The organism is Mycetocola sp. Y171 (genome assembly GCF_056713165.1).
The window spans coordinates 119,401-144,786 of the sequence record NZ_JBWYGX010000001.1 but is presented as its reverse complement, the minus strand read 5'-3'; the positions used below and the strand labels follow the sequence as shown (position 1 = coordinate 144,786).

At 67.1% G+C, this 25,386-nt stretch carries 23 protein-coding genes; 17 read left to right on the top strand and 6 right to left on the bottom strand.

Going from position 1 to position 25,386, the window contains the following annotated elements; all coding sequences use genetic code 11:
- Positions 1–50 precede the first annotated feature (50 nt).
- From truB to AC1M2K_RS00705, 4 genes are read left to right on the top strand one after another with little or no spacing between them, the layout of a single operon-like run.
- A complete protein-coding gene (gene truB, locus AC1M2K_RS00720) occupies positions 51–980 on the top strand; it encodes a tRNA pseudouridine(55) synthase TruB (protein ID WP_480239433.1) in 930 nt (309 codons plus the stop codon).
- Positions 977–1,345 (top strand): hypothetical protein, encoded by a 369-nt coding sequence (locus tag AC1M2K_RS00715; RefSeq protein WP_480237509.1) that lies wholly within the window; start codon positions 977–979, stop codon positions 1,343–1,345. Before truB ends, AC1M2K_RS00715 begins: the two co-directional genes overlap by 4 nt.
- Positions 1,346–1,391: 46 nt before the next feature.
- Positions 1,392–1,844, top strand: a complete 453-nt coding sequence (locus tag AC1M2K_RS00710) for a hypothetical protein (RefSeq protein WP_480239432.1) — start codon at positions 1,392–1,394, stop codon at positions 1,842–1,844.
- Positions 1,841–2,770 (top strand): bifunctional riboflavin kinase/FAD synthetase, encoded by a 930-nt coding sequence (locus AC1M2K_RS00705; protein ID WP_480239431.1) that lies wholly within the window; start codon positions 1,841–1,843, stop codon positions 2,768–2,770. Before AC1M2K_RS00710 ends, AC1M2K_RS00705 begins: the two co-directional genes overlap by 4 nt.
- A gap of 16 nt (positions 2,771–2,786) precedes the next feature.
- Here AC1M2K_RS00705 and AC1M2K_RS00700 read toward each other — a convergent pair whose 3' ends face one another.
- A complete protein-coding gene (locus AC1M2K_RS00700; protein WP_480239430.1) occupies positions 2,787–3,464 on the bottom strand; it encodes a maleylpyruvate isomerase family mycothiol-dependent enzyme in 678 nt (225 codons plus the stop codon).
- Between the two features lie 63 nt (positions 3,465–3,527).
- On the opposite strand from AC1M2K_RS00700, the gene AC1M2K_RS00695 reads away from it, so the two are divergent.
- From AC1M2K_RS00695 to AC1M2K_RS00675, 5 genes are all read left to right on the top strand, one after another.
- On the top strand, positions 3,528–4,733 hold the full coding sequence (locus tag AC1M2K_RS00695; protein ID WP_480239429.1) for an MFS transporter: 1,206 nt from the start codon (positions 3,528–3,530) through the stop codon (positions 4,731–4,733).
- 123 nt (positions 4,734–4,856) lie between these two features.
- Positions 4,857–5,819 (top strand): sugar-binding transcriptional regulator, encoded by a 963-nt coding sequence (locus AC1M2K_RS00690; protein WP_480237504.1) that lies wholly within the window; start codon positions 4,857–4,859, stop codon positions 5,817–5,819.
- Between the two features lie 25 nt (positions 5,820–5,844).
- Positions 5,845–6,855, top strand: a complete 1,011-nt coding sequence (deoC, locus tag AC1M2K_RS00685; protein ID WP_480237503.1) for a deoxyribose-phosphate aldolase — start codon at positions 5,845–5,847, stop codon at positions 6,853–6,855.
- An 8-nt stretch (positions 6,856–6,863) separates the two neighbouring features.
- Positions 6,864–8,384 (top strand): aldehyde dehydrogenase family protein, encoded by a 1,521-nt coding sequence (locus tag AC1M2K_RS00680; protein ID WP_480239428.1) that lies wholly within the window; start codon positions 6,864–6,866, stop codon positions 8,382–8,384.
- Positions 8,381–9,241, top strand: coding sequence for an aldehyde dehydrogenase family protein (locus tag AC1M2K_RS00675; RefSeq protein WP_480237501.1), 861 nt, complete (start codon positions 8,381–8,383; stop codon positions 9,239–9,241). Before AC1M2K_RS00680 ends, AC1M2K_RS00675 begins: the two co-directional genes overlap by 4 nt.
- A gap of 250 nt (positions 9,242–9,491) precedes the next feature.
- On the opposite strand, the gene AC1M2K_RS00670 is transcribed toward AC1M2K_RS00675, so the two are convergent.
- Positions 9,492–10,271: an ABC transporter permease gene (locus tag AC1M2K_RS00670; RefSeq protein ID WP_480239427.1), complete on the bottom strand. Its 780-nt coding sequence runs from the start codon at positions 10,269–10,271 to the stop codon at positions 9,492–9,494.
- Positions 10,268–11,302, bottom strand: a complete 1,035-nt coding sequence (locus AC1M2K_RS00665; protein ID WP_480239426.1) for an ABC transporter ATP-binding protein — start codon at positions 11,300–11,302, stop codon at positions 10,268–10,270. Before AC1M2K_RS00665 ends, AC1M2K_RS00670 begins: the two co-directional genes overlap by 4 nt.
- 62 nt (positions 11,303–11,364) lie before the next feature.
- On the opposite strand from AC1M2K_RS00665, the gene AC1M2K_RS00660 reads away from it, so the two are divergent.
- From AC1M2K_RS00660 to AC1M2K_RS00640, 5 genes are all read left to right on the top strand, one after another.
- Complete coding sequence (locus AC1M2K_RS00660) at positions 11,365–12,330, top strand: helix-turn-helix transcriptional regulator (RefSeq protein WP_480239425.1); 966 nt, start codon at positions 11,365–11,367, stop codon at positions 12,328–12,330.
- 340 nt (positions 12,331–12,670) lie between these two features.
- Complete coding sequence (locus AC1M2K_RS00655) at positions 12,671–13,561, top strand: glycerophosphodiester phosphodiesterase (RefSeq protein ID WP_480237497.1); 891 nt, start codon at positions 12,671–12,673, stop codon at positions 13,559–13,561.
- 71 nt (positions 13,562–13,632) lie between these two features.
- Positions 13,633–15,858: a heavy metal translocating P-type ATPase gene (locus tag AC1M2K_RS00650; RefSeq protein ID WP_480239424.1), complete on the top strand. Its 2,226-nt coding sequence runs from the start codon at positions 13,633–13,635 to the stop codon at positions 15,856–15,858.
- Positions 15,859–16,045: 187 nt separating this feature from the next.
- On the top strand, positions 16,046–18,235 hold the full coding sequence (locus AC1M2K_RS00645) for a DEAD/DEAH box helicase (protein ID WP_480239423.1): 2,190 nt from the start codon (positions 16,046–16,048) through the stop codon (positions 18,233–18,235).
- Between the two features lie 2 nt (positions 18,236–18,237).
- Entirely contained in the window at positions 18,238–18,591 is a 354-nt protein-coding gene (locus tag AC1M2K_RS00640; protein ID WP_480237494.1) for a DUF6804 family protein, read from the top strand.
- Positions 18,592–18,662: 71 nt separating this feature from the next.
- Here the strand turns inward: AC1M2K_RS00640 and AC1M2K_RS00635 are convergent, their stop codons facing one another.
- A complete protein-coding gene (locus tag AC1M2K_RS00635; protein ID WP_480239422.1) occupies positions 18,663–18,881 on the bottom strand; it encodes a hypothetical protein in 219 nt (72 codons plus the stop codon).
- A gap of 64 nt (positions 18,882–18,945) precedes the next feature.
- Positions 18,946–19,203, bottom strand: coding sequence for a mycoredoxin (locus tag AC1M2K_RS00630; RefSeq protein WP_480237492.1), 258 nt, complete (start codon positions 19,201–19,203; stop codon positions 18,946–18,948).
- Positions 19,204–19,343: 140 nt separating this feature from the next.
- Here AC1M2K_RS00630 and AC1M2K_RS00625 point away from each other — a divergent pair, with 140 nt between their 5' ends.
- Positions 19,344–20,372, top strand: a complete 1,029-nt coding sequence (locus AC1M2K_RS00625; RefSeq protein WP_480237491.1) for a 6-phosphofructokinase — start codon at positions 19,344–19,346, stop codon at positions 20,370–20,372.
- Positions 20,373–20,447: 75 nt separating this feature from the next.
- On the opposite strand, the gene AC1M2K_RS00620 is transcribed toward AC1M2K_RS00625, so the two are convergent.
- Positions 20,448–22,574 (bottom strand): S9 family peptidase, encoded by a 2,127-nt coding sequence (locus tag AC1M2K_RS00620; RefSeq protein WP_480239421.1) that lies wholly within the window; start codon positions 22,572–22,574, stop codon positions 20,448–20,450.
- A gap of 30 nt (positions 22,575–22,604) precedes the next feature.
- Here AC1M2K_RS00620 and AC1M2K_RS00615 point away from each other — a divergent pair, with 30 nt between their 5' ends.
- Positions 22,605–23,444 carry an aldo/keto reductase gene (locus tag AC1M2K_RS00615; RefSeq protein WP_480239420.1) on the top strand — a complete coding sequence of 280 codons (840 nt, stop codon included), beginning with the start codon at positions 22,605–22,607 and terminating at the stop codon, positions 23,442–23,444.
- A gap of 18 nt (positions 23,445–23,462) precedes the next feature.
- Positions 23,463–25,349 carry a DUF2207 domain-containing protein gene (locus AC1M2K_RS00610; RefSeq protein WP_480239419.1) on the top strand — a complete coding sequence of 629 codons (1,887 nt, stop codon included), beginning with the start codon at positions 23,463–23,465 and terminating at the stop codon, positions 25,347–25,349.
- The last annotated feature ends 37 nt before the right edge of the window (positions 25,350–25,386 follow it).

Sequence of the window (25,386 nt, the reverse complement as noted above, 5' to 3'; positions counted from 1 at the left end):
CGTCCGATCCGCTGTGGGAAGATGGTCTGTCGGCCGGCAAGAGGAGTGCAGTGAGTTCGGGAATCCTGCTCGTGGACAAGCCCCAGGGAATCACCAGTCATGACGTGGTCGCGCGTACCCGTCGGCTGGCGGGGACGCGACGCGTCGGCCACGCCGGCACCCTCGACCCGATGGCCACCGGTCTGCTCATCCTCGGCGTCAACTCGTCGACCCGTCTGCTGACGTATCTCGTCGGGCAGGACAAGGAGTACCTCGCGACCATCCGTCTCGGCCAGACGACGACGACAGACGACGCCGAGGGCGACACCGTCACGACGGCGGATCCGGATGCCGTCGCTGGGGTCAGCCACGACGCCATCACGTCAGGTGTCGCGGCCCTGACCGGCCCGATCAGCCAGGTGCCCTCGAGCGTCAGCGCCATCAAGGTCGACGGCAAACGTGCATACGCCCTGGTCCGCTCGGGCGAAGAGGTCGTACTCAAGCCTCGCCCGGTGACGGTGTCGACCTTCGAAGTCCTCGGACGGACGGATGCCGCAGGCACGATCGACCTGGACGTGAGGGTCGAATGCTCGTCCGGGACGTACATCCGCGCGCTCGCAAGGGACCTCGGCGCCTCGCTCGGAGTGGGCGGGCACCTCACCGCGCTGCGCCGCACGCGGATCGGACCGTTCGAAGTGACGGACGCCCCACGGCTCGAGGACCTCGACGTCGCGACCAGCCTCATCGGACCGGCAGACGCGGCATCCGTCATCTTCCCGGCCGTGGCGCTCACCGAGACCCAGGCGATCGACCTCGGGCACGGAAAACGGATCGACGCCGACGGTCTCGGCACCATCGGCGAGCCCGGAGCCGACGGCCTGTATGCGGCGGTCGCCCCCGACCACCGGCTCGTCGGGCTGCTGCGGGTGACGGACGGTGTCGCCAAGAGCGCCGTGAACTTCCCCGCAGACGAGGCCGCGTCTGACAAGGCCGCGCGATGATCGAGTGGTTCACGACCATCCAGGTCGTCGTCGCCGTCCTCGCCGGCCTGCTCTGCCTCTCTCTCGGTTTCGCGGGGCGCAAACCCAGCGACCTCAGCCTCGGAGCGCTCGCCCTCGTCGAACTCCTGCTGATCGTCCAGCTGGTGGTCGCCATCGTCTCGCCCGCTGCGGGCAACGAACCGGTGGGCAACGTGCTCGAGTTCTACACCTACCTGGTCTCGGCGGTGATCCTGCCGATCGCCGCAGGGTTCTGGGCGCTTGTCGATCGCAGCAGGTGGAGCACGGTGATCCTCGGAACCGCGGCGCTGGCCATCGCCGTCATGGTCTACCGGATGCAGCAGATCTGGACGACACCGACGCCGTGACAGGCGAACCTGAGGCGGTCCCGATGGCGAATACACTGGTGTGGTCATGACGAAATCTCCTGCGACGACAGACTCAACCACCACGACCGTGGCACGACCCGCGCGTATCTCGGGCATCGGCAGGGTACTCGTCGTCGTCTACGGCATCCTCGCCCTCGCCGCCACCGGCCGCTCCTTCGTTCAGATCGTCAGCCGTTACTCCGAGGCACCCGTCGCCTACGCGCTGTCCGCGCTCGCCGCCGTCGTGTACATCGTCGCAACGATCGCGCTCGTCCGGAGCGGCTCCGGCTGGTACCGCGTCGCCTGGATCACCATCGGTTTCGAGTTGGTCGGCGTCCTCGTCATCGGCATGCTCAGCATCCTGGACCCGGAGCTCTTCCCGCATGACACCGTGTGGTCCTACTTCGGCCGCGGCTACCTCTTCATTCCGCTGGTACTGCCGATCCTCGGCCTGTGGTGGCTGGCCAGGCACCGCCCGGCATCCGGTGCCGCTGCATGATCACGTTTTCGAGGCCGGCCGACGTCCCAGATGATTTCGGCCCATCGGCGGTGACCATCGGCAAATTCGACGGCGTGCATGCCGGTCATCGCGCCGTCATCAGCCGACTGCGCGAGGCGGCGGGGGAGCAGGGGCTCCGCCCGGTCGTCGTGACCTTCGACCGCCATCCGCTCGCCCTGCTTGCGCCCGAGAAATGCCCTGCTGCGCTCGTCGGACCGGAGCAGAAGATCGACCTGCTCGCCGGCACCGGGGTCGATGCGACCCTCATCCTCGCCTTCGATCGCGCGCTCTCGCTGCAGAGCCCCGAGGATTTCGTGACGACCATCCTCGTCGATGCGCTGCACGCCAGGCTCGTCCTCGTCGGAAGCGACTTCCGGTTCGGCCATCGCGGCGCGGGGGATGTCGCCCTGCTGACCGAGCTCGGTCGCCGGCACGGCTTCGATGTGGAGATCGTCGGCGACGTCATGCCGAGGGACGGACGGAGGGTCTCGTCGACCTGGATCCGTGAACTCCTCGCCGACGGCCGTGTCTCCGACGCCGCGGTGCTCCTCGGCCACGCCCCCGCCGTGCGCGGGATGGTCGTCCACGGTGCGAAACGCGGCCGCGAGCTCGGCTACCCCACCGCGAACCTCTCCCCGGATTCCGACGGCCTCATCCCCGCCGACGGCGTGTACGCCGGCTGGCTGAAGGTCGGCCAGGCCCGGTATCCGGCGGCGATCTCGGTCGGTAACAACCCGACCTTCGACGGCGTCGCCCAAAAGCAGGTCGAGGCCTACGTGCTCGACGAGGAGATCGATCTCTACGACCAGATCGTCGAGGTCCAGTTCGTCGAACGCATCCGCGGCATGGTGGCTTTCACCGGTATCGAGCCTCTGATCGTCCAGATGGGCGATGACGTCGAACGCGTGCGCCAGCTGCTCTCCTGAGCCGGGCCGAGCAGTCCTACGCGAGCCCGGGTGTCGGTGCCGGCGCAAAGATGGCCGACCGCTGAGGTGGCTGCATCGCCTTCCTGCCATTGAGGAACAGGATGATGCTCGCGGCATCCGCCACGATCTCCGACCCGGATCCGACTCGCCAGCCGGCGTCGGCCGCAACGAGGGTGCGGTGCCGCAGCAAAGCCCTGGTGTGCCGTGTCGCGGTGACCGCGCTGATCGTCGCGACCTCGTAGGTGGTCTCGGCACTGAACGGCAGGCGGACGTCCAGGGGGTGGAGCGCGTCGTACCCGTGGACGACGGCTTCGACGAGTTCGCCGGGGTTGCGCCGACCGCGACCGGCCGCCTTGTCCCTCGCCACCGCCCGCAGCCTGCGCCTCAGATCGTCCGTGCCGCCGCTGTCCGCGATTCCGCGGGCGATGTCATCGAACGACGCCATCGGGTTCAGGTGGCGCCCGGCCACAGACGCGTGCACGACATCGCCGGCGAGCCTCAGCGATGGAGTGCCCACCCGCCAGACCAGGTGGGCGATCGCATCCTTCACACTCCAGCCGTCGCACATGCTCGGGGCCGTCCACTGTGAGGCGGTGAGGCGGTCGAGGCCGTCGCAGACGATGTCGAGTGCGTCGGCGATCCGTTCACCGCGCGCAGAGGCGGAGCGATCTGAGCGTGAACCGGGGGCAGACATGCCCCCACCATACGCGGGTCCGCTCGAGGCGGTCGAGCGCCATGAGCGGCCTAAGCTTGACGGGTGACTGCCGCCGAACGCCCCCTTCTCGCCGGGCGCGTCCTGGCCTTCGTCGGCATCATCCTCGTCGCGGCGAACCTCCGCGCGGCCGTCAGCGCTCTCTCGCCCATCCTCGGGCGCGTCTCCGCCGAGATCCCGCTCAGCGCTGTGGCGATCGGCGTCCTCGGCGCCCTCCCGCCGATCTGCTTCGCCGTTTTCGGCATCGTCACCCCGATGCTCGTCCGTCGGGCCCGCCTGGAACCCGTGCTGATCGCGGCGCTCGTGGCGATCTTCGCCGGGCACCTGATCCGCAGCACCGCAGGGAACGTCGGCATCCTCCTCCTCGGGAGTGCCGTCACGTTCGCCGGGCTCGGCATCGGCAACGTTCTCCTGCCGCCGCTCGTGAAGAAGTACTTCCCTGACCGGATCGCCCTCCTCACCACCCTCTACGTGACCATGCTCTCGGTGAGCGCGTTCATCCCGCCCCTGATCGTCGTCCCCGTCGCGGATGCCGCAGGCTGGCGCGTGTCGCTGGGAATGTGGGCGGTCGTCAGCCTTGTCGCGGTGATCCCATGGATCAGTGCGCTCGTGCACGGGCGTCGGAACGGCGACAGGAGCGTCGTCGAGGAGGCGCGCTCGGATGTCGTCCGCGGGCTCTGGCGCTCGCCGCTCGCCTGGGCGCTCACCGCGGCATTCGCCGTCTCCTCGATGAGCGCGTACGCGATGTTCGCCTGGCTCCCCGTGATGTTGCAGGACATCGCCGGGATGGACGAGGCGACCGCGGGCGCAATGCTGTCCGTCTTCGCGCTCATGGGATTCCCGGCCGGCCTGCTCATCCCCGTGCTCGCCAGCCGGATGAAGAACGTGGCGCTCCTGGTCTATCTCGCCGTCTGCCTGTTCGTCGCCGGGTACCTTGGCCTGCTCTTCTTCCCCGCGACAGCGACCATCGTGTGGGTGGCGCTCATCGGTCTCGGACCGCTCCTCTTCCCGCTCGCCCTCGTACTGATCAACCTGCGGACACGGACACATGACGGAGCCATCGCGCTCAGCAGCTTCGTGCAGAGCGTCGGCTACTTCGTCGGCGCGCTCGGGCCCCTCGTGGTCGGAATCGTGCACGAGGTGACCGGCGGATGGACGGTGCCGCTTCTCATCCTTCTCGTGCTCGCCCTGGCCGTCACCGCCGCCGGGCCCGTCCTCGCCCGCGGAGGCAAGCTCGAAGACGGGGCCTGACGGCCCAACATCCGGGGGAACAGGTGTGGTCCTCCTGCTCATATGAGCAGGAACCCCTACGAGTGTTGATATGAGCACGGCCTCCACCTACGCTGGAACACGACCAGGGTGAAGGGAAAAGCGGTGACGACGATCGACAACGACGAACTGCTCTCCATCCGCGCAGCCGAGCTGTACTACGACGAGAACAAGACGCAGGACGAAGTCGGAGCGATCCTCAAGCTCACCCGGTGGAAGGTCGGTCGCCTCCTCGCATCCGCCAAGGAGAAGGGCTTCATCCGCATCGAGATCGTGCACCCGCGAGCACGCCGCCTCACCCTCGAGCGCACCCTCACCGAACGTTTCGGTCTCTCCGATGCCATCGTGGTGCCGACAGCAGGCACCAACGGAGCCGACGACCTCCGCGCCCGCGCCGCTCAGGGCGCAGCCGATTACCTGGCGAGTCTCCGACCCGTTCCCCGCACCCTCGGCATCAGCTGGGGTCGCACGCTCCACGACGTCGCCGAGCACCTCGCAGAGGACTGGGCGACGGGCGTGAACGTCGTCCAGATCAACGGAGGTGTCAGCGTCAACCAGCGCGCGGGAACCGCTGCCGCCACGGCCTTCGAGATCGCACGGAAAGCATCCGGCCAGGCCACTCTGCTGCCGAGCCCGGCGATCCTCGAACGTCTGGAAACCAAGCAGAGCATCGAAGCCGACCGCACGGTGGCCGGAGTGCTCAGCATGGCGGCGAACGCCTCCGCCTACCTCTACAGCGCCGGTGTCGCCGGCGCCGACTCCGCCCTCGTCGAGAGCGGATACCTCACAGGGGCCGACGTCGACGAACTCGTTCGACGTGGTGCCGTCGGCGACGTCGTCGGCCGGTACATCGACGCCGCAGGGATGATCGTCGACCCGTCGTTGAACGAGCGAACCGTCGGTATGAGCCTCGACACTCTCCGCAACGCCCAGACGAGCATCGCGGTCATCGCGGGCGAAGGAAAACACGCCGTCGCCCGCGCCGTCGTCACCAGCGGGCTCTGCACGGTACTCGTCACCGACGAGGGCACGGCCCTCGATCTGCTGAATCCCGAATTTTCGGCCTGAACCGGCCACCGCACAGGAGGAATCCATGACAGACACCCAGAAGGCCGTGGTTCCACGGCCGACAGCGCTCGAACTCTTCGACGGCCCCGTCACCGACGCGAGCCTGCGACGCTACCTCGAGGGCATCCCCGGGGTCGACGCCGTCGGCCTCGAGCAGCGCGCAGCCGGCCTCGGCACGCGCTCGATCAAGACCACATCGAAGAAGTGGGCGCTCGACACGATCATCGAACTCATCGACCTGACCACGCTCGAGGGTGCCGACACCCCGGGCAAGGTGCGGTCGCTCGTCGCCAAGGCGGTCACGCCGGATGCCTCCGACCCGTCGACCCCGAGAGTCGCCGCGGTCTGCGTGTACGGCGACATGGTCCCGTATGCCGTCGACGCGCTCGGCTCCCACCACTCAGCCGGCACCGACTCGGGTATCAACGTCGCCGCTGTGGCGACGGCGTTCCCGTCCGGGAGGGCCTCGCTGGCGATCAAGCTCAGCGACACCGCGGATGCCGTCGACGCCGGTGCAGACGAGATCGACATGGTCATCGACCGCGGCGCGTTCCTCTCCGGCCGCTACGGCCAGGTCTACGACGAGATCGTCGCCGTCAAGGAGGCCTGCCGCCGATCAGACGGCAGCTACGCCCACCTCAAGGTGATCCTCGAGACCGGCGAGCTCAACACTTACGACAACGTCCGCCGCGCATCCTGGCTCTCGATCCTCGCCGGTGGCGACTTCATCAAGACCTCCACAGGAAAGGTCGCCCCTGCGGCCACCCTCCCGGTCACGCTCCTCATGCTCGAAGTCGTGCGCGACTGGCACCGCCTCACCGGAGAGAAGATCGGCGTCAAGCCGGCCGGAGGCATCCGCACCTCGAAGGATGCAATCAAATACCTCGTGACCGTCGCCGAGACCGTCGGAGAGGAGTGGCTGCAGCCGCACCTGTTCCGGTTCGGCGCGTCGAGCCTCTTGAACGACGTCCTGCTCCAGCGGCAGAAGATGACGACCGGGCACTACTCCGGCGCCGACTACGTCACGATCGATTAAGGATGACCATGAGCTTTCTCAACTACGCACCAGCACCGGAATCGACCGCGATCCTCAACCTGAGGAGCGAGTACGGCCTGTTCATCAACGGTGAATTCGTCGACGGGCACGGTACCCCGTTCCAGACCATCTCCCCGGCCACCGAGAAGACGATCGCCACGATCGCCTCGGCCAACGACGAAGACGTGGATCGCGCCGTCGCCGCCGCACGCAAGGCGTACGACAAGACCTGGTCCAGGATGTCCGGCGCCGACCGTGGCAAGTACCTGTTCCGCATCGCCCGCCTCGTCCAGGAGCGCGCCCGTGAACTCGCCGTGGCCGAGAGCCTCGACAACGGCAAGCCGATCAAGGAGAGCCGCGACGTCGACGTGCCGCTCGTCGCCGCCTGGTTCTTCTACTACGCCGGCTGGGCCGACAAGCTCGACTACGCCGGTGCAGGCGCAGGCCCCGCTTCACTCGGCGTCGCAGGCCAGATCATCCCGTGGAACTTCCCGCTGCTCATGCTGGCGTGGAAGATTGCGCCTGCGCTCGCTGCCGGAAACACCGTGGTACTGAAGCCGGCCGAGACGACACCGCTCACCGCGCTGCTCTTCGCCGAGATCCTCCAGCAGGCAGACCTCCCGCCCGGTGTGGTCAACATCATCACCGGTGCCGGCGCAACCGGATCCGCGCTCGTCAACCACACCGATGTCAACAAGATCGCGTTCACCGGATCCACCAATGTCGGCCGGGGCATCGCGAAGGCGATCGCAGGCACAGACAAGCGGGTCACCCTCGAACTCGGCGGAAAGGCCGCGAACATCGTCTTCGATGACGCGCCCATCGACCAGGCCATCGAGGGAATCGTCAACGGGATCTTCTTCAACCAGGGCCATGTCTGCTGCGCAGGCTCGCGTCTCCTCGTGCAGGAGAACATCCACGACGAGGTAGTCGACCGGCTCAAGGAACGCCTGTCGACCCTCCGCCTCGGAGACCCTCTCGACAAGAACACCGACATCGGGGCGATCAACTCGGCCGCCCAGCTCGAGCGGATCAAGACCCTGAGCGACGTGGGCGAAAGCGAAGGCGCCGAACGGTGGAGCCCGGACTGCGTTCTGCCGACAGACGGCTTCTGGTTCGCGCCGACGATCTTCACGAACGTGTCGACCAGCCACCGGATCGCCCGCGAGGAGGTGTTCGGGCCTGTGCTGTCCGTCCTGACCTTCCGCACGCCCGCCGAAGCCATCGCCAAGGCCAACAACACCCCATACGGCCTGTCGGCCGGCATCTGGAGCGACAAGGGCAGCCGCATCCTCGCGGTCGCAGACAAGCTCCGCGCCGGCGTGATCTGGGCGAACACCTTCAACCGCTTCGACCCGGCCAGCCCGTTCGGCGGGTACAAAGAGTCCGGCTACGGCCGTGAGGGCGGTCGTCATGGACTCGCCGCCTACCTGAAGCCGGCCGGAACGCCGCGCGCCGTCACGGCAGCTCCGGCAGCCGACGTCACCGAAACCGCAACGATCACGAAGAAGAAGGGGAGCGACAAATGAGCCGCCTCGCCGTTCCCAAGACCTACAAGCTCTACATCGGCGGAAAGTTCCCCCGTTCGGAGTCTGGCCGTACCTACGAAGTGGTGACGAAGAAGGGCGCGTTCCTCGCGAACGCCGCCAAGGCATCCCGCAAGGATGCCCGTGACGCGGTCCTCTCCGCCCGCGGCGCCCTGTCCGGCTGGGCGAACGCCACCGCGTACAACCGCGGCCAGGTGCTCTACCGCATCGCCGAACTTCTCGAAGGTCGTCGTGCGCAGTTCATCGACGAGATCGTCCAGTCGGAGGGCGTCTCGACCGCCGCAGCAACACGTCAGGTCGACGAAGCCATCGACCGCTGGGTCTGGTACGCCGGATGGGCGGACAAGTACGTCCAGGTCACCGGCAACGCGAACCCGGTCTCCGGCCCCTACTTCAACCTCTCCGTACCCGAGCCGACCGGTGTCGTCGCCATCGTCGCCCCGCAGGACTCGTCGTTGCTCGGCCTCGTGAGCGTCGTCGCTCCTGCACTCGTCGCCGGCAACACCGTCGTGGTGCTCGCATCCGAGCGGCTGCCCCTCTCGGCGATCAGCCTCTCCGAGGTGCTCGCGACGAGCGACGTCCCCGGCGGTGTCGTGAACATCCTCACGGGATCATCTGCCGAAGTGGCACCGTGGCTGGCGTCGCACGCCGACGTCAACGCCATCGACCTGACCGGCGCAGCTGCGCTCGACTGGGTCGACCTCGAGATCGCCGCAGCTGAGACACTCAAGCGGGTGCTCCGCCCAGAGGGTGGAACCGACCTGGCGGCGCCGAGCCTCGACCGGATCACGGCGTTGACGGAGACGAAGACCGTCTGGCACACGAAGAGCCTGATCTAGTTTTGCTGGCAGTGCGGGGCTGAGGGCAGTTTGCTCCTCAGCTCAGACATTGAGTGGTCGGGCTGACGAGTGTCCGCTCCTCAGCTCAGACATTGAGCGTGTAGCGGGCCCTCCGGCCGCGGACGGCCTCCGGACCCGCTACACGCTCAAAACTCGACACCCCGCAGACACTCGTCAGCCCCTTGAGTGCGCGTGTGCACGCACGACGGGGACCGATCACACGTCGTTCGCGCGGATCTCGTACGACCGACTAGTGGCTCTTCTTCATCGCCGTGATCCCGACCAGCAGACCGACGATCGCGAGAAGCGTTGCTGCCACGAAACCCGCGAGAACATCGGGTGACCCGAAGTCCCCTGCGAACAGCGCGCGAGTCGCTCCGACCACGTAGCTGATCGGGTTGAACGCCGCAGCCACCTGCATCCATTCGGGTCCCTCTTCGATGGGCAGGAGCATCCCGGACAGGATCATGAGCGGGAAGATCAGCGCCTGCTGCACCGCCCAGAACATCCAGTCCTTGGCGCGGCTGGCAAGGGCGAGGGCATAACTCAGCGCACCGAAGCCCATCCCGAAGATGGCGAGCAGCACCAGCGACACCACCAAACCGGCGACGTTGAGCTGGAACCCGAACGGGATCGTGACGAGCGCGATGACGGTCGCCTGCACGATGATCGGGACCATCTCTTTGAGCGCCCGGCCGACGAGCAGCGCCGACCGCGCGATCGGGGCCACGAGTGTGCGTTCGTGCGACCCGGTCTGCATCTCGTAGAGCAGGTTAGAGCCGGTGGCGCTGGTTCCGAACAGAGCGATCATCACGAGGATGCCGGGGACGAACCACGCGAGCACCACGGAGACCGGCTCGCCAGACGACCCGATCAGAAGCGGCCCGAACAGGCCGAGGAACACGACCGGCTGGAGCAGGCTGAAGATCAGCGAGAACGGGTCGTGCAGCACCGGCTGGAGCTCGCGCCGGAACACGTTCCAGGTGTCCCGCACCACATGGGATCTGGTGGGAAGGGCGATCGCGGTCATGAGGACACCTCTGCATTCTGGGGGGATGCCGAGGGATCGGCGGTCGGTTCGGTCGCGCTGTCGTCGCGAATGCTGCGCCCGGTGAGGGCCAGGAACACATCGTCGAGCGTGGGCTGGCGGAGCGCCGCAGTCACGGGCGGAAGTCCGGAGTCGTCGAGGTCGCGGATGATCCGCGGAAGCACGCCTTCGCCGTGCTCGAGGGTGATCTCGAGAGTGCGCTCGTCCGACGCCGATCGCGCCGTCCTGGCACCGGGAATCCATGACCGGACGAGGTCGTCGGCACGGGCAGCCTCGGCCGGAGAGCCGAAACCCACGCTGATGACGTCGCCGGCCAGCCTGGTCTTGAGCGCGGGCGCGGTGTCGTCGGCGATCATCCGTCCCGAGTCCATCACCATCACGCGTTCGGCGAACTGGTCGGCTTCCTCGAGGTAGTGGGTGGTCACGAAGATCGTCGTTCCGTGTTCCCGCCGGAGGGTCAGGATGTGTTGCCACAGGTTGGCCCTGCTCTGAGGGTCGAGACCGGTCGACGGCTCGTCGAGGAACAACAGTTCGGGGGAGTGGACGAGACCGAGCGCGATGTCGAGGCGTCTCTTCTGGCCTCCACTCAGCCCGAGGACCGCGCGCTTCTCCAGCCCGGCCAGGCCGAGCGACTCGATGAGCTCATCCGCCCGCTTCGCCGTCGCCGGGCGGGTCATCCCGTAGAACGCCCCCTGGTAGAGCAACTCATCCCTGACCCGGTGATTGTGGCCGCCGCTATTTCCCTGCCCGACGTAACCGATCCGCGACCGAACCTCGGCCGGCTGCCTGAGGATGTCGAAACCCGCGACGGTCGCTGACCCCCGCGTCGGGGGAAGGAGGGTGGTGAGCATGCGGAGGCTGGTGGACTTGCCCGCACCGTTCGGGCCGAGGAACGCGACGAGCTCGCCGCGTTTCACCTCGATGTTGAGGTCGGTGACGGCGTCTGTCGTGGTCTTCTTGACCCGGAACTGCTTGCCCAGGTTCGAGGTGCTGATCATGGTGTCGTTCGTCATGAAAACAACGGTAGAAGGGAAAGAGGTCGCTTTCTGTCCTCTTTGCGAGGAAAGATGGAGGTATGTCGCAGACCACATCCCGGACCCTCGAGCTCCTCACCCTGCTCCAGACGCATCGGCACTGGCCGGGACCCGAACTTGCCGGGCGTCTCGGGGTGACCGCCAGGACCCTGCGCCGAGACATCGAACGCCTCCGTGAGCTGGGGTACAACGTTTCGGCGACCCGCGGGTCGATCGGTGGCTACCAGCTCGAGGGTGGCGCTGACATGCCGCCGCTCCTGCTCACGGACGGTGAGGCCGTCGCCCTCGCCATCGGACTTCGGTCGTACGCCTCCGAAGGCATTGCCGACGGCGAGCTGACCGCCCTGACGGCCCTGGCGAAACTGGAACAGCTGCTGCCGCCTGAACTCCGCCGCCGGGTCAACGCGCTCGCCGACGTGCAGCCGATGCGCCGCCGCAACGTGCCACGGGTGCCTGCCGACCTGCTCGGGCAACTCGCCCTCGTCTGCCGCGACCGCGATCGCATCCGGTTCCACTACGTGGCGAGAGACGGCGTTGAGAGCGAACGGCTCGTGGAACCCCACTCGATCGTGTCGAGTTCGCGTCACTGGTTCCTCGTGGCGTGGGACGTCAACCGTTCCGACTGGCGCACCTTCCGTGTCGACCGGCTGAGCGGGCTGTTCAACACCAGGGTGCGAGGTCCTGAGCGCACACTTCCCGCCGAGGACGCTGCCGAGTTCATTCAGGCGGCGGTCGCTTCGCTGGACGAGGTTCGGCAGACAGCCGATGTGGTGATGGATATCCCCCTGGATGTCATGACCGCCCGGTTCGGTCCGTGGTCGGACGGCGCGACGTCAGCGGGACCCGAGGCGACAAGATGGCCGATCGGAGGCGAATCGTTCGAGGCGATGATCGGAGCGCTGGCGTGGATCGAGGCGGGAGTCGATTACCGGATCGAGGGGAACCCGGAGTTCGCGGCCTTCGTGCGAGAGTCTGCCGAACGGATGCTCCGCGCCGCGCCCGAGTAGGTCGGCCTTCCGAGCGCCGCAACGAGAGGATCATCCGGCGTCTCGCCCGGATAGCCGAGCGGAGCGATGGTGTCTGCGGGGTGTCGAGTTTTGAGCGCGTAGCGGGCTCGGAGGCCGTCCGCGGCCGGAGGGCCCGGTACTCGCTCAATGTTTGAGCTGAGGAGCAGACACCATCGTTCCGCGACCCCGCTCAATGTCTGAGCTGAGGAGCAAATTCCATTGCTCCGCTACCCACCCCCGTACTGGGGTCCCAAAGACGAGACACGAAAGTAACGAAATGGTAACAACGCCCCTAGAGTGAATCCACACCAATTTCTGCCCGAAAAGGAACAGGTGGTCGATGACGACACCCAGCACGCGCCCAGCGGGGATCTACCCGCTCGGCGCCAGTTTCTGCGCGGCCGTTGCCATCGTGGTCCTGCTCATCCTCAACCCGGCCAGCACTCCCGTGTACGCCACAGACATGTTCGGAGAGCTCCGGAATCCCGGCGACCCGTCCTTCGTCGCCGGCCATCGCGGAGACCGGTCGACGGCGCCGGAGAACACGCTCGCCGCGCTCGGCCGGGCGATCGACTCGCCGCTCGAATTCGTCGAGACCGACGTGTCCCGCTCCAGTGACGGCGTGCCCGTGCTCTTCCACGACAGGAACGTCGGCCGGACCACGGATGGCAGTGGTCCCGTTGCCGAGAAGACCCTCGCTGAGTTGAAGGCACTGGATGCCGGCTCCTGGTACTCCAGCGACTTCGCAGGGGAGCGGATCCCCACCCTCGAAGAGTTCCTGGCCGTCCTCGCGCCGAGCGGCAAGAAGGCCCTGCTCGAGCTCAAGGGGTACTGGTCAGTCGACGACCTCGGTGTGGTCACCGATCTGCTCACCAGCTATGAACTCGGCGACAGGGTCATCTTCATGAGCTTCAACCTCGGTTCGCTGTCGAGCGCAGCGGCCCTGGCGCCCGCCACGCCGCGCGTCGCCATCGTCCGCTCGCTGCCCGACGATGTCGTCGCATTCGCCAGGTCCTTCCGGGTGATCGGGGTCGTCACGCCGGCGCAGGCGATCGAAAATAGGCCGGATGTCGTTGATGCGATGCACGCAGCAGGACTGGGTGTGATGGTGTACACGCTCAACTCGACCGAGACTTGGGCGCAGGCGCGCGCATTGGGCGTCGACGGCATCATCACGGACAAACCGTCGAAGCTCGACCGATGGCTTGCGGACACCGCCCCTGGAACCTGACGCGATTTGTCCACGATACCCCCTAGGGGTATCGTGGACAGCGTGCGCCCGATGGGCGCGGGAGGGGCGTCATGACCGGGAACACCGCAACACTCGACATCGCCGGTATGACCTGCGCGAGCTGCGTCTCCCGGGTGGAGAAGCGCCTCACACGGTTGGACGGGGTCACGGCGGAGGTCAACCTCGCGACCGAGAAGGCACACGTCAGTTACCCGGACGCTGTGTCCACCGATCAACTCGTCGCCGCGGTCGAATCGGCCGGGTATTTCGCCACGATCGAACCCGCGAAGGTGTCGCCGCCGGCCGATCCTCCCGTTCCGGTCGCCACAACGCCGCTGCGCACCCGGCTGATCATCAGCACTCTCCTCAGTCTTCCGGTAGTCGTCCTTGCCATGGTCCCTGCGTGGCAGTTCGATAACTGGCAGTGGCTGTCGCTTACCCTGGCCGCGCCGGTCGTCGTGTGGGGCGGGTTTCCGTTCCACCGCGCCACCTGGGTCAATCTCCGGCACGGCGCGCTCACCATGGACACCCTCATCACCATGGGCACGGGTGCAGCATTCCTCTGGTCGGTGTGGGCGCTTTTCTTCGGGATGGCCGGGATGCCGGGGGCGACCCACGAGTTCCGGCTGTTCACTCCAGACGCGGATGCGACATCCGCCATCTACCTCGAAGTCGCCGCCGGGGTCACGGTCTTCCTGCTGCTCGGCCGATACATCGAGCAGCGCTCGAAGCGCACGGCCGGGCAGGCGCTGCGTGCGCTCCTGGAGCTCGGCGCGAAAGACGTCACGGTGCTGCGGCCGGGGACGGCTCTCCAGGACGCCGCCGAGAAGACGATCCCCGTCGACGAGCTCGCCGTCGGCGACGTCTTCCTCGTGCGTCCGGGGGAGCGGATCGCCACGGACGGCATCGTCGAGTCGGGCAGCGCTGCCGTCGACGTGAGCATGCTGACCGGCGAATCCGTGCCCGTCGATGTGACCGCAGGCGACCACGTCACCGGGGCGACCGTCGCCGGCGGTGGACGGCTCGTCGTGCGGGCGACCCGCGTCGGGAGCGACACGAAGCTCGCGCAGATGGCCAGACTCATCGAAGCCGCCCAGCTGGGGAAGGGCAGGGTGCAGCGGCTGGCCGACCGTATCTCGGCGATCTTCGTACCGATCGTCATCGGCCTGGCCGTTGTCGTGCTCGCGGCATGGGTGATCACCGGCAACCCGCTGTCCTCCGGGTTCACTGTCGCCGTCGCCGTCCTCATCATCGCCTGCCCGTGTGCGCTCGGCCTGGCGACGCCTGTCGCGCTGCTCGTGGGCACCAGTCGCGGCGCGCAGTCCGGCATCCTCATCACCGGGCCGGAGGCGCTCGAACGCGTCAGGGGGATCGACGTCATCGTCCTCGACAAGACCGGAACGGTCACAACGGGAGCGATGACGCTCGTGAACATCACCACGACAGATGCTGCCGCGCTCTCCCGTGCGGCGTCGCTTGAGGCGGCGTCCGAGCATCCGATCGCCCGCGCCATCGTCGCGGGGGCAGGCGACCTCCCGTTGTCGCCGGTAGCCGGATTCGTCGCGGTGGCAGGACTCGGAGTCACCGGGACCGTCGACGGCTTCGATGTCGTCGCCGGCAGGCCCCGATTCGCCGCGGCGCACGGTTGCGTGATGCCCGGTCCTCTCGCCGATGCGGTGTCGGCGGCCGAGGCCCGTGGCGCCACTGCCGTCGTGGTCGGCTGGGACGGCGAGGTGCGCGGTGTCTTCGAGGTGTCCGACCGGGTCAAGACCGGAGCGCGCGAGGCCGTCGACCGGTTGCGGGCACTCGGCCTCACCCCTGTCCTGCTCACGGGAGACAACGAGCGCGCGGCGCAGCGTGTCGCCTCGGAGGTCGGCATCGACCGGGTCGTCTCAGGCGTGCTGCCCGAACAGAAGGTGGCGGAGATCCTCCGGCTGCAGTCGACAGGTTCGCGGGTCGCCATGGTGGGCGATGGCGTCAACGACGCGGCCGCCCTGGCCACCGCAGACCTCGGCATCGCGATGGGAACAGGGACGGATGCCGCCATCTCGGCCGCGGACATCACCCTCGTCCGCGGTGACGTCGGCGGTGTCGCCGACGCGGTCGAGCTGTCGCGCAGGACCCTCGGCACGATCCACGGCAACCTGTTCTGGGCCTTCGCATACAACGTCGCCGCTCTTCCGCTCGCCGCGTTCGGGCTGCTCAACCCGATGGTGGCCGGAGCGGCCATGGCGTTCTCGAGCGTCTTCGTGGTGCTCAACAGTCTCAGGCTCAGGCGTTTCCGGGCGGGTGCCTGAACCGGCCCACCACGCCGACAGCGAAAGGCACAGGGAACTCCGGCGCTGATGCCCTAGAATGGCTGTGCGCCCGCTTTTCCCGGTGTGTCGATCCGCAAGTACCCTCCGCGTTGATCGGCCATCGACCCAGCGCCCGCATGTCTCGGCCACCGGCATCCGCCTGGCCATTCGACTGCTCAGGAGGAGCATGCCGTACACCGGTACACGCCGTTCATCCGGCCGCCAGACGACCCGTGGATCATCCCAGTCCCGCGGGTCACAGTCACGCGGCTCAGGCTCACGTCACGACGACGAAGCCCCGATCATCCCGATCCTCGCCCGCAAGGTGCGCGAGGTCGAAGCGAAGGCCCAGAAGGGCAAAGTCGGACCGACCAACCGGACCAAGTTCCAGGTCATCGCCTTCCTCGTGCGCGAGGAACGCGCCAAGGTCAAGGCGGACAAAGAGCTCAGCGATGCGTCGCGCGTCGAACTGCTCAAGCGCCTCGACGGTGTCGCCACGATCCTGGCCAAGACCGCGGCGAGGGATACCTCCCTCATCACCCTGCTCGAAGCGGATGCCGCGACGACGCCGGTCGCGCAGAAGCTCCGCCGGGACTGGCTGATCGAGTCAGGGGCTGAGCTCAGCCCGGACGAACTCATCATCACCACGAACAAGCCCGCCGTCGAACAGGTCGTGCCTGCCGAACTCGCCGAGAAGCAGGTCATCCCGCAGTCCGTGAAATCGCGACTCCTTGCGAACCCCTTCCTCGCCCCCGACCTCGACCAGCCGGCCCCGCCGCCGCCCGTCCGCGGGCGGCTCGGCAACTGGGAGCTCATGGGCCCGCTGTACAAGGCATTCGAGCAGGGCTCAGGCGGCCGTGCGGCCAGCATGGACCTGCCTGAGGCGCCGAAGATCGACCGGCTCTCGCCGAAGGACCTCGAGATCATGCGCCACCAGGCGCGCTTCGTCGAAGCCGTGCGCGAGGGTCACCGAACGTTCCTGCTCGCCGACGAGCCCGGACTCGGAAAGACCGCGCAGTCGGTCCTTGCCGCATCGGTCGCGAACGCGTACCCCCTTCTGGCCGTCGTCCCCAACGTCGTCAAGATGAACTGGGCACGTGAGGTCGAACGCTGGACGCCGAACCGCCGCGCCACCGTCGTGCACGGTGACGGGCGTGACCTCGACGCCTTCGCCGATGTCGTGATCGTGAACTACGAAGTACTGGACCGCCACCTGGCCTGGCTCGGAACCCTCGGGTTCAAGGGCATGGTCGTCGACGAAGCGCATTTCATCAAGAATCTGCACTCCCAGCGTTCACAGCACGTTCTGTCGCTGGCCTCGCGCATCCGCAAGCAGACCCCCGGCGGCAATCCGCTGCTGATGGCGCTCACCGGAACCCCGCTGATCAACGACGTCGAGGACTTCAACGCCATCTGGCAGTTCCTCGGCTGGACCAAGGGCGACAAGCCCGAACCTGCGCTGATGGAGAAGCTCGAGGAGACCGGGCTCACGCCTGCTGAGCGGGAGTTCTATCCTGAGGCCCGCAGTGCGGTAATCGACATGGGCATCGTCCGCCGTCGCAAGATCGACGTGGCCAAGGACCTTCCGTCCAAGATGATCGCAGACATGCCCGTCGAACTCGATGACGACCTCGGTCGGTCCATCCGCGACGCGGAACGCGAACTCGGCGCGCGCCTGCTGGCCAAGTACCGCAGGATCATCGAGGCTCGCGGCGAACGCGCGTCGTTCGCCGGAGCGCCGGACACCGACATCATGCGGCTCGTCGCCCAGGGCGAACTCGACGAGGCGAAGGCCTCTGGTGGTGCCGAGAACGTGTTCACCATGGTGCGCAAGATCGGTCAGGCCAAGGCCGTGCTGGCATCCGACTACACGGCGCAGCTCGCCCACTCGGTCGGCAAGGTCGTCTTCTTCGCCAAGCACATCGACGTCATGGACACGGCCGAGCAGGTCTTCGCCGGTCGTGGACTCCGCACCGTGTCGATTCGCGGCGACCAGTCCACACCGGCACGCCAGCTGGCCATCGACGCGTTCAATAACGATCCGGATGTCGCGGTCGCAGTGTGTTCGCTCACCGCAGCGGGTGTCGGCCTCAACCTGCAGGCGGCATCCAACGTGGTCCTCGCAGAACTCAGCTGGACGGCCGCCGAGCAGACCCAGGCCATCGACCGGGTGCACCGCATCGGTCAGGACGAGCCGGTGACCGCCTGGCGGATCATCGCCGCACATACGATCGATGCGAAGATCGCCGAGCTCATCGACAGCAAGCACGGCCTGGCTGCTCGCGCTCTCGACGGCAGCGACCAGGACATCACGTCAAGCGACTCCGTCCAGCTCAACGCGCTCATCGGACTGCTGCGCGACGCGCTGGAGGCGTAGTCGTGGCTGCGGCGCCCCCGAAGCCGGCGTTCACGCGCCCGGCGCTTGCCCCTGCCATCATTGCGGCGATCGTCCTGATGGCCGGGGTCGCGTTTCTCGACAGCACCTGGTTCATCGTCGTGCACTTCGTCGTGACGATCCTGACGGCGGTCATCGCCTGGTTCGCCATCCAGGCGGGCACATGGTGGTGGCTTCTCGCGCTCGTGCCGATCATCGTGCTGTGGAATCCCGTGCTGCCACTCGGCCTGAGCGGACCGGGCTGGTTCTCGGCACAGCTGATCGCCCCGATCTTCCTCGTGGCAGCCGGTGTGATGATCCGGGTGCCCACGCCGGAAGCCGAGCGCGCGCGGCGCTGACGTCTGGCGCTGCACATCCGGCCGAGTGCCGTTGAACCTGCAGCGCTCGACGGAACCTGCAGCCGTTGGGGCTAAGCGCCCGGTTCGGCGGTGAGTTCCTCGGCTTCTGCAGGAGTGTCAGCCTTCACCGAAGGGTCTTCGGCGACCTTGTCTGCGTGTTCGCCCGTGTCGTCAGCGACGGTTTCGCCGCCCGCGGGGTCGTCGGCGATGATGTCGGCGTCCTGCGGGACGGAAAAATCAGTGAGCGGATCGTTGCTGGCGCTGTTCTGGCTGTCGGTCTCGTTGGTCATGCTTCGAGGCTACGCCTCGCATGTGAATACCGCTCCACCCCTTGCATTCGGGATGCGCAGGCGGTCAGACGCCGAGGGCTGCCTTCACAGCGATGAGCGACGGGTTGGTTGCTGTCGATCCGTCCGGGAAGACGACGGTCGGGACTGTCTGGTTTCCACCGTTGACGCTCGCGACGTAGTCGGCCGTTCCCGGGACCTCTTCGATGTTGACTTCGGTGTAGCCGATCCCCGCCTTGTCGAGCTGGGACTTCAGGCGGTTGCAGTAGCCGCACCAGGTCGTCGAGAACATCGTGATCGTGCCGTCAGCGGGGACGAAATTCATAGGAAAGCAGCCTTCTCGGGGGTGTCGGGATCCGACGTGGACGGGGTCGGCCAACGAAGGGCCGGGTCTCACGCTATTCTCGATGCAGCAACGACGCTGCTCTTTTCATTCCCCCAAGCTCCAGTACGAGGAATCAACCTATGAGAATTGGTGTGCTCACCAGCGGCGGCGACTGCCCCGGACTGAATGCCGTCATCCGCGGCGCTGTGCTGAAAGGCACAAAGATCCACAACCAGGAGTTCGTGGGAATCCGCGACGGCTGGAAGGGTGTCGTCGAAGGTCTGACCATGCCGCTCGACCGGCACAGCGTCCGCGGGCTCGGCAAGCAGGGCGGCACCGTCCTCGGCACCAGTCGCACCAACCCGTTCGACGGGCCACACGGCGGACCCGAGAACATCCAGGCGACGCTCGACCGTCTGGGCATCAACGCCCTGATCGCCATCGGAGGCGAAGGCACCCTGGCCGCGGCGAAGCGGTTGACGGATGCCGGCCTCAAGATCGTCGGGGTTCCCAAGACGATCGACAACGACCTCGACGCCACCGACTACTCGTTCGGCTTCGACACGGCCGTGGAGATCGCCACGGAAGCCATCGACAGGCTCCGCACGACGGGGGAGTCCCACCGTCGGTGCATGGTCGTCGAAGTGATGGGTCGCCACGTCGGCTGGATCGCGCTCCACGCCGGCATGGCCGCTGGCGCCCACGCCATCCTCATTCCCGAGCAGCCGCAGTCCCTCGATCAGATCTGCGAATGGGCCAAGAGCGTCGGCGACCGCGGACGCGCACCTGTCATCGTCGTGTCAGAGGGCTTCACCCTCGACACCATGGAGACCGCACACTCCGAGAAGGGCCTCGACGCGTTCAACCGTCCACGCCTCGGAGGCATCGCAGACCTGCTCGCGCCGATCATCGAAGAGCGCACCGGCATCGAGTCGCGAGCCACCGTGCTCGGTCACCTCCAGCGCGGTGGCGTCCCGAGCGCGTACGACCGGGTTCTCGCCACCCGCCTCGGTATGGCGGCCATCGACTCCGTCATGAAACAGGAGTGGGGCACCATGGTCTCGCTTCGTGGCACGGAACTGGTCAACGTGCCGTTCGCTGACGCGTTGGGCGGGTTGAAGACTGTGCCACAGGCACGATACGACGAAGCCGCGATCCTCTTTGGTTGACGCGAAGCGTCAACAAAGGCGGCAGCCAGTACCGAGGTAATCTGCGAAACAGGACTGCCACCCCCAGCCATCTCGTCAGCCCGGGCTCTGTGCCAGCCCGAGCGTGTCCAACACCCACGCGAGCTCGTAAGCACGCTCGCGCCAGGCGTTGTACCTGCCGCTCACTCCACCGTGCCCTGCGCTCATCTCCACTTTGAGCTGCACCGGGGCGTCCACCTCCCGGAGGCGGGCGACCCATTTCGCGGGCTCAACGTAGAGCACCCGGGTGTCGTTGATGCTCGTCACCGCGAGGATGCGTGGGTACGTCACGTCATCGCGGACGTTTTCGTACGGTGAGTACGACTTCATGTACGCGTAGACGTCAGGATCCTCGAGCGGGTTGCCCCACTCGTCCCACTCGATGACGGTGAGCGGAAGCTCCGGGTCGAGGATGCTCGTGAGCGGATCCACGAAGGGGACCTCGGCGAGGATTCCCGCGAAGAGCTCGGGCGCGAGGTTGGCGACGGCGCCCATCAGAAGGCCGCCGGCGCTGCCGCCCTCGGCGACCATGGCATCCGTCGTCGTGTACCCCGCGTCGACGAGGTGACGGGCGCACGCCACGAAATCGGAGAACGTGTTCTTCTTCGTCAGCGTCTTGCCGCTCTCGTACCAGGCGCGGCCGAGTTCGCCGCCCCCTCGAACGTGTGCGATCGCGAAGGTCACGCCGCGGTCGAGGAGACTGAGCCTGGCGATCGACATCGCCGGGTCCATGCTTGCCTCGTACGAGCCGTAGCCGTAGAGCAGGAGGGGCGCTGGGCCCGTCGATCCGCGCTTCCAGACCAGCGAGATCGGAACACGCGTGCCGTCATCCGCCGTGGCCCATTCTCGCCTCTGCTCGTAGTCCTCCGCCGAGTACCCGCCGAGCACCGGTTGCTGCTTGAGCAGGGTCAGCGACCGGTCGGCGACATCGAGGTCGAACACGGTCGCAGGCGTGACGAGGGACCCGAACGACAACCGGACGTTCGGCTGGTGCCACTCCGGATTCGATCCGGGGCCGACCGTGTACAGCGGTTCGTCGAAGCCGACCTCGTCGATGCTGATGGCCTCAGGCGACGGAACTCCGTCCAGCCCGGCGATGGCCAGGCGGCTGAGCCCGTCGCGACGGTACCCGAAGACGAGGTGCCCGGCGAAGGCCTCCACGTCTTCGAGCCTCACGTCGTCGCTGTGCGCGCGCACGACGGTCGCGTCCTGTGGACCGGTGCCGACGGCATCCGGTGGGACGGCGACGAGCTCGAAGTTCGGTGCCCCGTCGTTGTGCAGCACGAGTAGCCAGTCCCGTCCGTCGATGACGGCGTGTTCGACCGAGTACTCGACGTCGTCCTGCCGCGGCCAGACGACCCGCGGCTCGGACTCGGGGGACTCGGCGTCGATGAGGTGCCATTCGCTTGTGACGCTCGACCCGGCGACAACGACGATGTATCGCGAGCTGCGGGTCACGCCCACTCCCAGCCAGAAACGCTCGTCTGGTTCGGTGAATACGACGACGTCCTCCTCGCGCGCCGTTCCGATGCGGTGTCGCCACACGGTGTCGGGGCGCCACGACTCGTCGACGGTCGTGTAGAGGACGAACTCGCCGTCGGGTGAGAACACCGCACCATGAGAGGTGTTCTCGATCTCGTCGGGGAGGTTCTCGCCGGTGGCCAGGTCACGCACTCGGAGGGTGAACCGTTCGTCGCCGCGGACATCGACCGCGTAGGCCAGGCGGGAACCGTCGCGGGAGACGTCGTATGAGCCGATGGAGAAGAAATCGTGGCCGGCGGCCTCGAGGTTTCCGTCGAGGAGGATCTGTTCGTGTGCGATAGGCGTGCCCGGTTCCGGGGCCGGGGGAGTCCAGTCGTCGGGGCCGGTGATCGGAGCCCTGCAGTGCACCCCGTACTCCTGCCCCTCGATGCTCCTGCCGTAGTACCACCACTCGCCTTCACGCACAGGAACGCTGAGGTCCGTCTCGAGGGTACGGTTCTTGATCTCTCCGAAGATGGTTTCCCGCAGATCGGCGAGGTGTGCGTTCTGTTCCTCGGTCCACGCATTCTCCGCGGTCAGGTGAGCGACGACCTCGTCGCTGTCCTTCTCCCGCAGCCATTCGTAGTTGTCGATCACGGTGTCGCCGTGGTGGGTTCTCTCGGTCGGGTGCATCGCCGCGCGGGGAGGGGTGGGGAGGGCCATCCTCCAACGCTACCGGCGTAGGGTCGAAGCATGAGCACACTTCCATCGCGCAAACTGAATGACGGCCAGTCGATCCCCGCCATCGGGTTCGGCACGTACCCGATGAAGGGCGATGAGGCGACGGATGCCGTGCGCTCCGCTCTCGACATCGGCTACCGGCTGATCGACACCGCCGTCAATTACGGCAACGAAGATGCCGTCGGCCGCGCCATCGCGTCGACCGACGTTCCCCGCAACGAGATCGTCCTCACCACGAAGCTGCCGGGGCGCGACCACGGATACGACGCCACCATGCGCTCGTTCGACGCCTCGAGCGCTGCGCTCGGCGTCGACCAGATCGACCTCTACCTGATCCACTGGCCGAATCCGAGTGTCGGGCGCTATGCCGACTCGTGGAAGGCCATGGTCCAGCTCAAGAAGGACCACCGGGTCCGCTCGATCGGTGTCTCCAACTTCACCCGTGAGTTCCTGCAGAGGCTCGGCGCCGAGACCGGGGTGCTCCCCGCGGTCAATCAGGTCGAGCTGCACCCGTACTTCCCTCAGGAGGGGCTGCTCGAGTTCCACGCCGAACACGGGATCGTCACCGAGGCGTGGAGCCCGCTCGGCAAGCGTGCGGCGCCGTACGAGGAACCCGTCGTAGGAGAGATCGCATCGGCTTACGGGATCACACCGAGCCAGGTGGTACTCCTCTGGCACCAGCAGCGTGGGGTCGTCCCGATCCCGAAATCGGGGAACCCTGAACGCCAGCGGGCGAACTTCGATCTTCCGCGGGTTGCGCTGACCGATGACGAACTCTCGGCGATCACCGGCCTCGGTCGTGCGGACGGACGGTTGTTCGGCGGAGACCCGAACACACACGAGGAAATGTAGTCCTCGTAGGCTGGGGTCATGACGCCCCAGCCTGGACCTGTTCCCCGCTCGACGCAGCGACGCATCGGAGGCATGGCTGCCGTCATTGCAGCTCTCCTCATCACTGCGGCCATGGCACTGCCGTCAGCGGCCCACGCCGGAGGCATCCGCTCCGACGTCTCCGACTTCACCTTCAGTTCGTTCGACGGCGAGTACACCCTCGGCCGGGACGCCGACGGGCACTCGACGCTCAGGGCCGTCGAGACGTTCGTGGCGGAGTTCCCCGAGTTCGACCAGAACAAGGGCATCATCCGGGCCATCCCGGAGGGCTACCTCGGCGTGAACCTGCACACCGAGATCGTCTCGGTGACGGATGCCGACGGCAACCCGGTCCCGTTCGACGACTCGGAGACGGAGGACGGCTTCATCCAACTCGCCCTCGGCACGGACGACTACGTGCGCGGCAGCCAGACCTACGTGATCGAGTACACCCAGCGCGACGCCGTCAGGGCGTTCGCGGACACCGAGGCGGACGAGTTCTACTGGGACGCCCCCGGCACCGGCTGGGAGCAGCCGTTCGCCGCGGCGCAGATGCGGGTCGTCGTGCCCGAGGAACTCTCCGGAGAGCTGACAGGAGACGCCGCGTGCTATTCGGGTGAGCAGGGGTCTGACACCACCTGCGAGCTCTCCACCACGACGGAGGACGGCGCGACGGAGTTCGCCTCACCCGAGATGCCGCTCGGCCCAGGCGGGAACATCTCGCTGGCCATCGGATTCGAACCGGGCACCTTCGTCACCCCGGAGATCCCGTCCACCTGGCCCGCGTTCACCGTCGCGCCGGCCGGACTCGCCGGTCTCGGGATTCTCTCGCTCCTCGGCGCCGTCATCGCGCGGCGACGGGCCACACGTGACGCCGCCGGTCGGGGCATCATCGTTCCCCAGTACACGGTGCCGAAGGGTCTCGACATCTTCGTGGCCGCCGACCTGATCGGCAAGACCGCGCAGGCCATGCCCGCCCTCATCCTCAGCCTCGCCGTGCGACGCAACCTCCGCATCATCGACGAGGGCGAATCGTCGTCGATGTTCTCGTCGAAGCGGGAGTACCGGCTCCAATTCCTCACCGACGCGGGAGCATCCGCTGCTGACAGGGGAGTGCTCGACGAGCTGTTCGGAGAGAATCGCAGGGCAGGCGAGGTGAAGGACCTCAGCGCGACCGACACCGAGCTGGCGAAAGCGGTACAAGCGCTCGCTGCCGGAGCGCCCCAGGCATCCGTCGACGCCGGGTATCGGGTGAAGAGGCGCGTGCCAGGCGCGGGCTGGTACCTCGCGATCGCCGCAGTGGTGTTCATAGCGGTCATGGCCCTGTTCATCGCCTCCGTCGCGAACTACGGCGCCAACGCCTGGGTGGTGCTCGCTCTCATCGTCAGCATCGCTGCGCTGGTGTGCACGATCATCGCCGTCCTCCCACGGAAGGCGCTCACCGACAGCGGGGTCGAGGTGCGGGACTACCTGCTCGGGCTGCGGGAGTACCTCGCGCTCGCCGAGGCGGACCGGATCGCCATGCTTCAGAGCCCGACCGGAGCGGAGCGCGTGAGCGTCGACGACATCGTGAACCCTGGCGACACCGTCCAGATGGTCGCCTTCTACGAAAAGCTCCTGCCGTTCGCCGTTCTCTGGGGCGTCGACAAGGAGTGGTCAGAGGAACTCGGCCGGTACTACGAACGGGCGGGGAGCGACCCGGACTGGTACTTCAGCCGTTCGGGCTTCTCGTCATACGCCTTCGCGTCGTCGATGGGAGCGTTCTCGACCTCGTCCGGATCGTCGACACCGTGGTCGGCCAGCGCGACGGCCAGCACCTCGGGCGGGTCGGGCGGGGGCGGGTTCTCGGGTGGCGGCGGCGGGGGAGGCGGCGGAGGAGGACGCTGACGATTTCCTGCAAAACGGGTGTCAAGTTGACGCATCA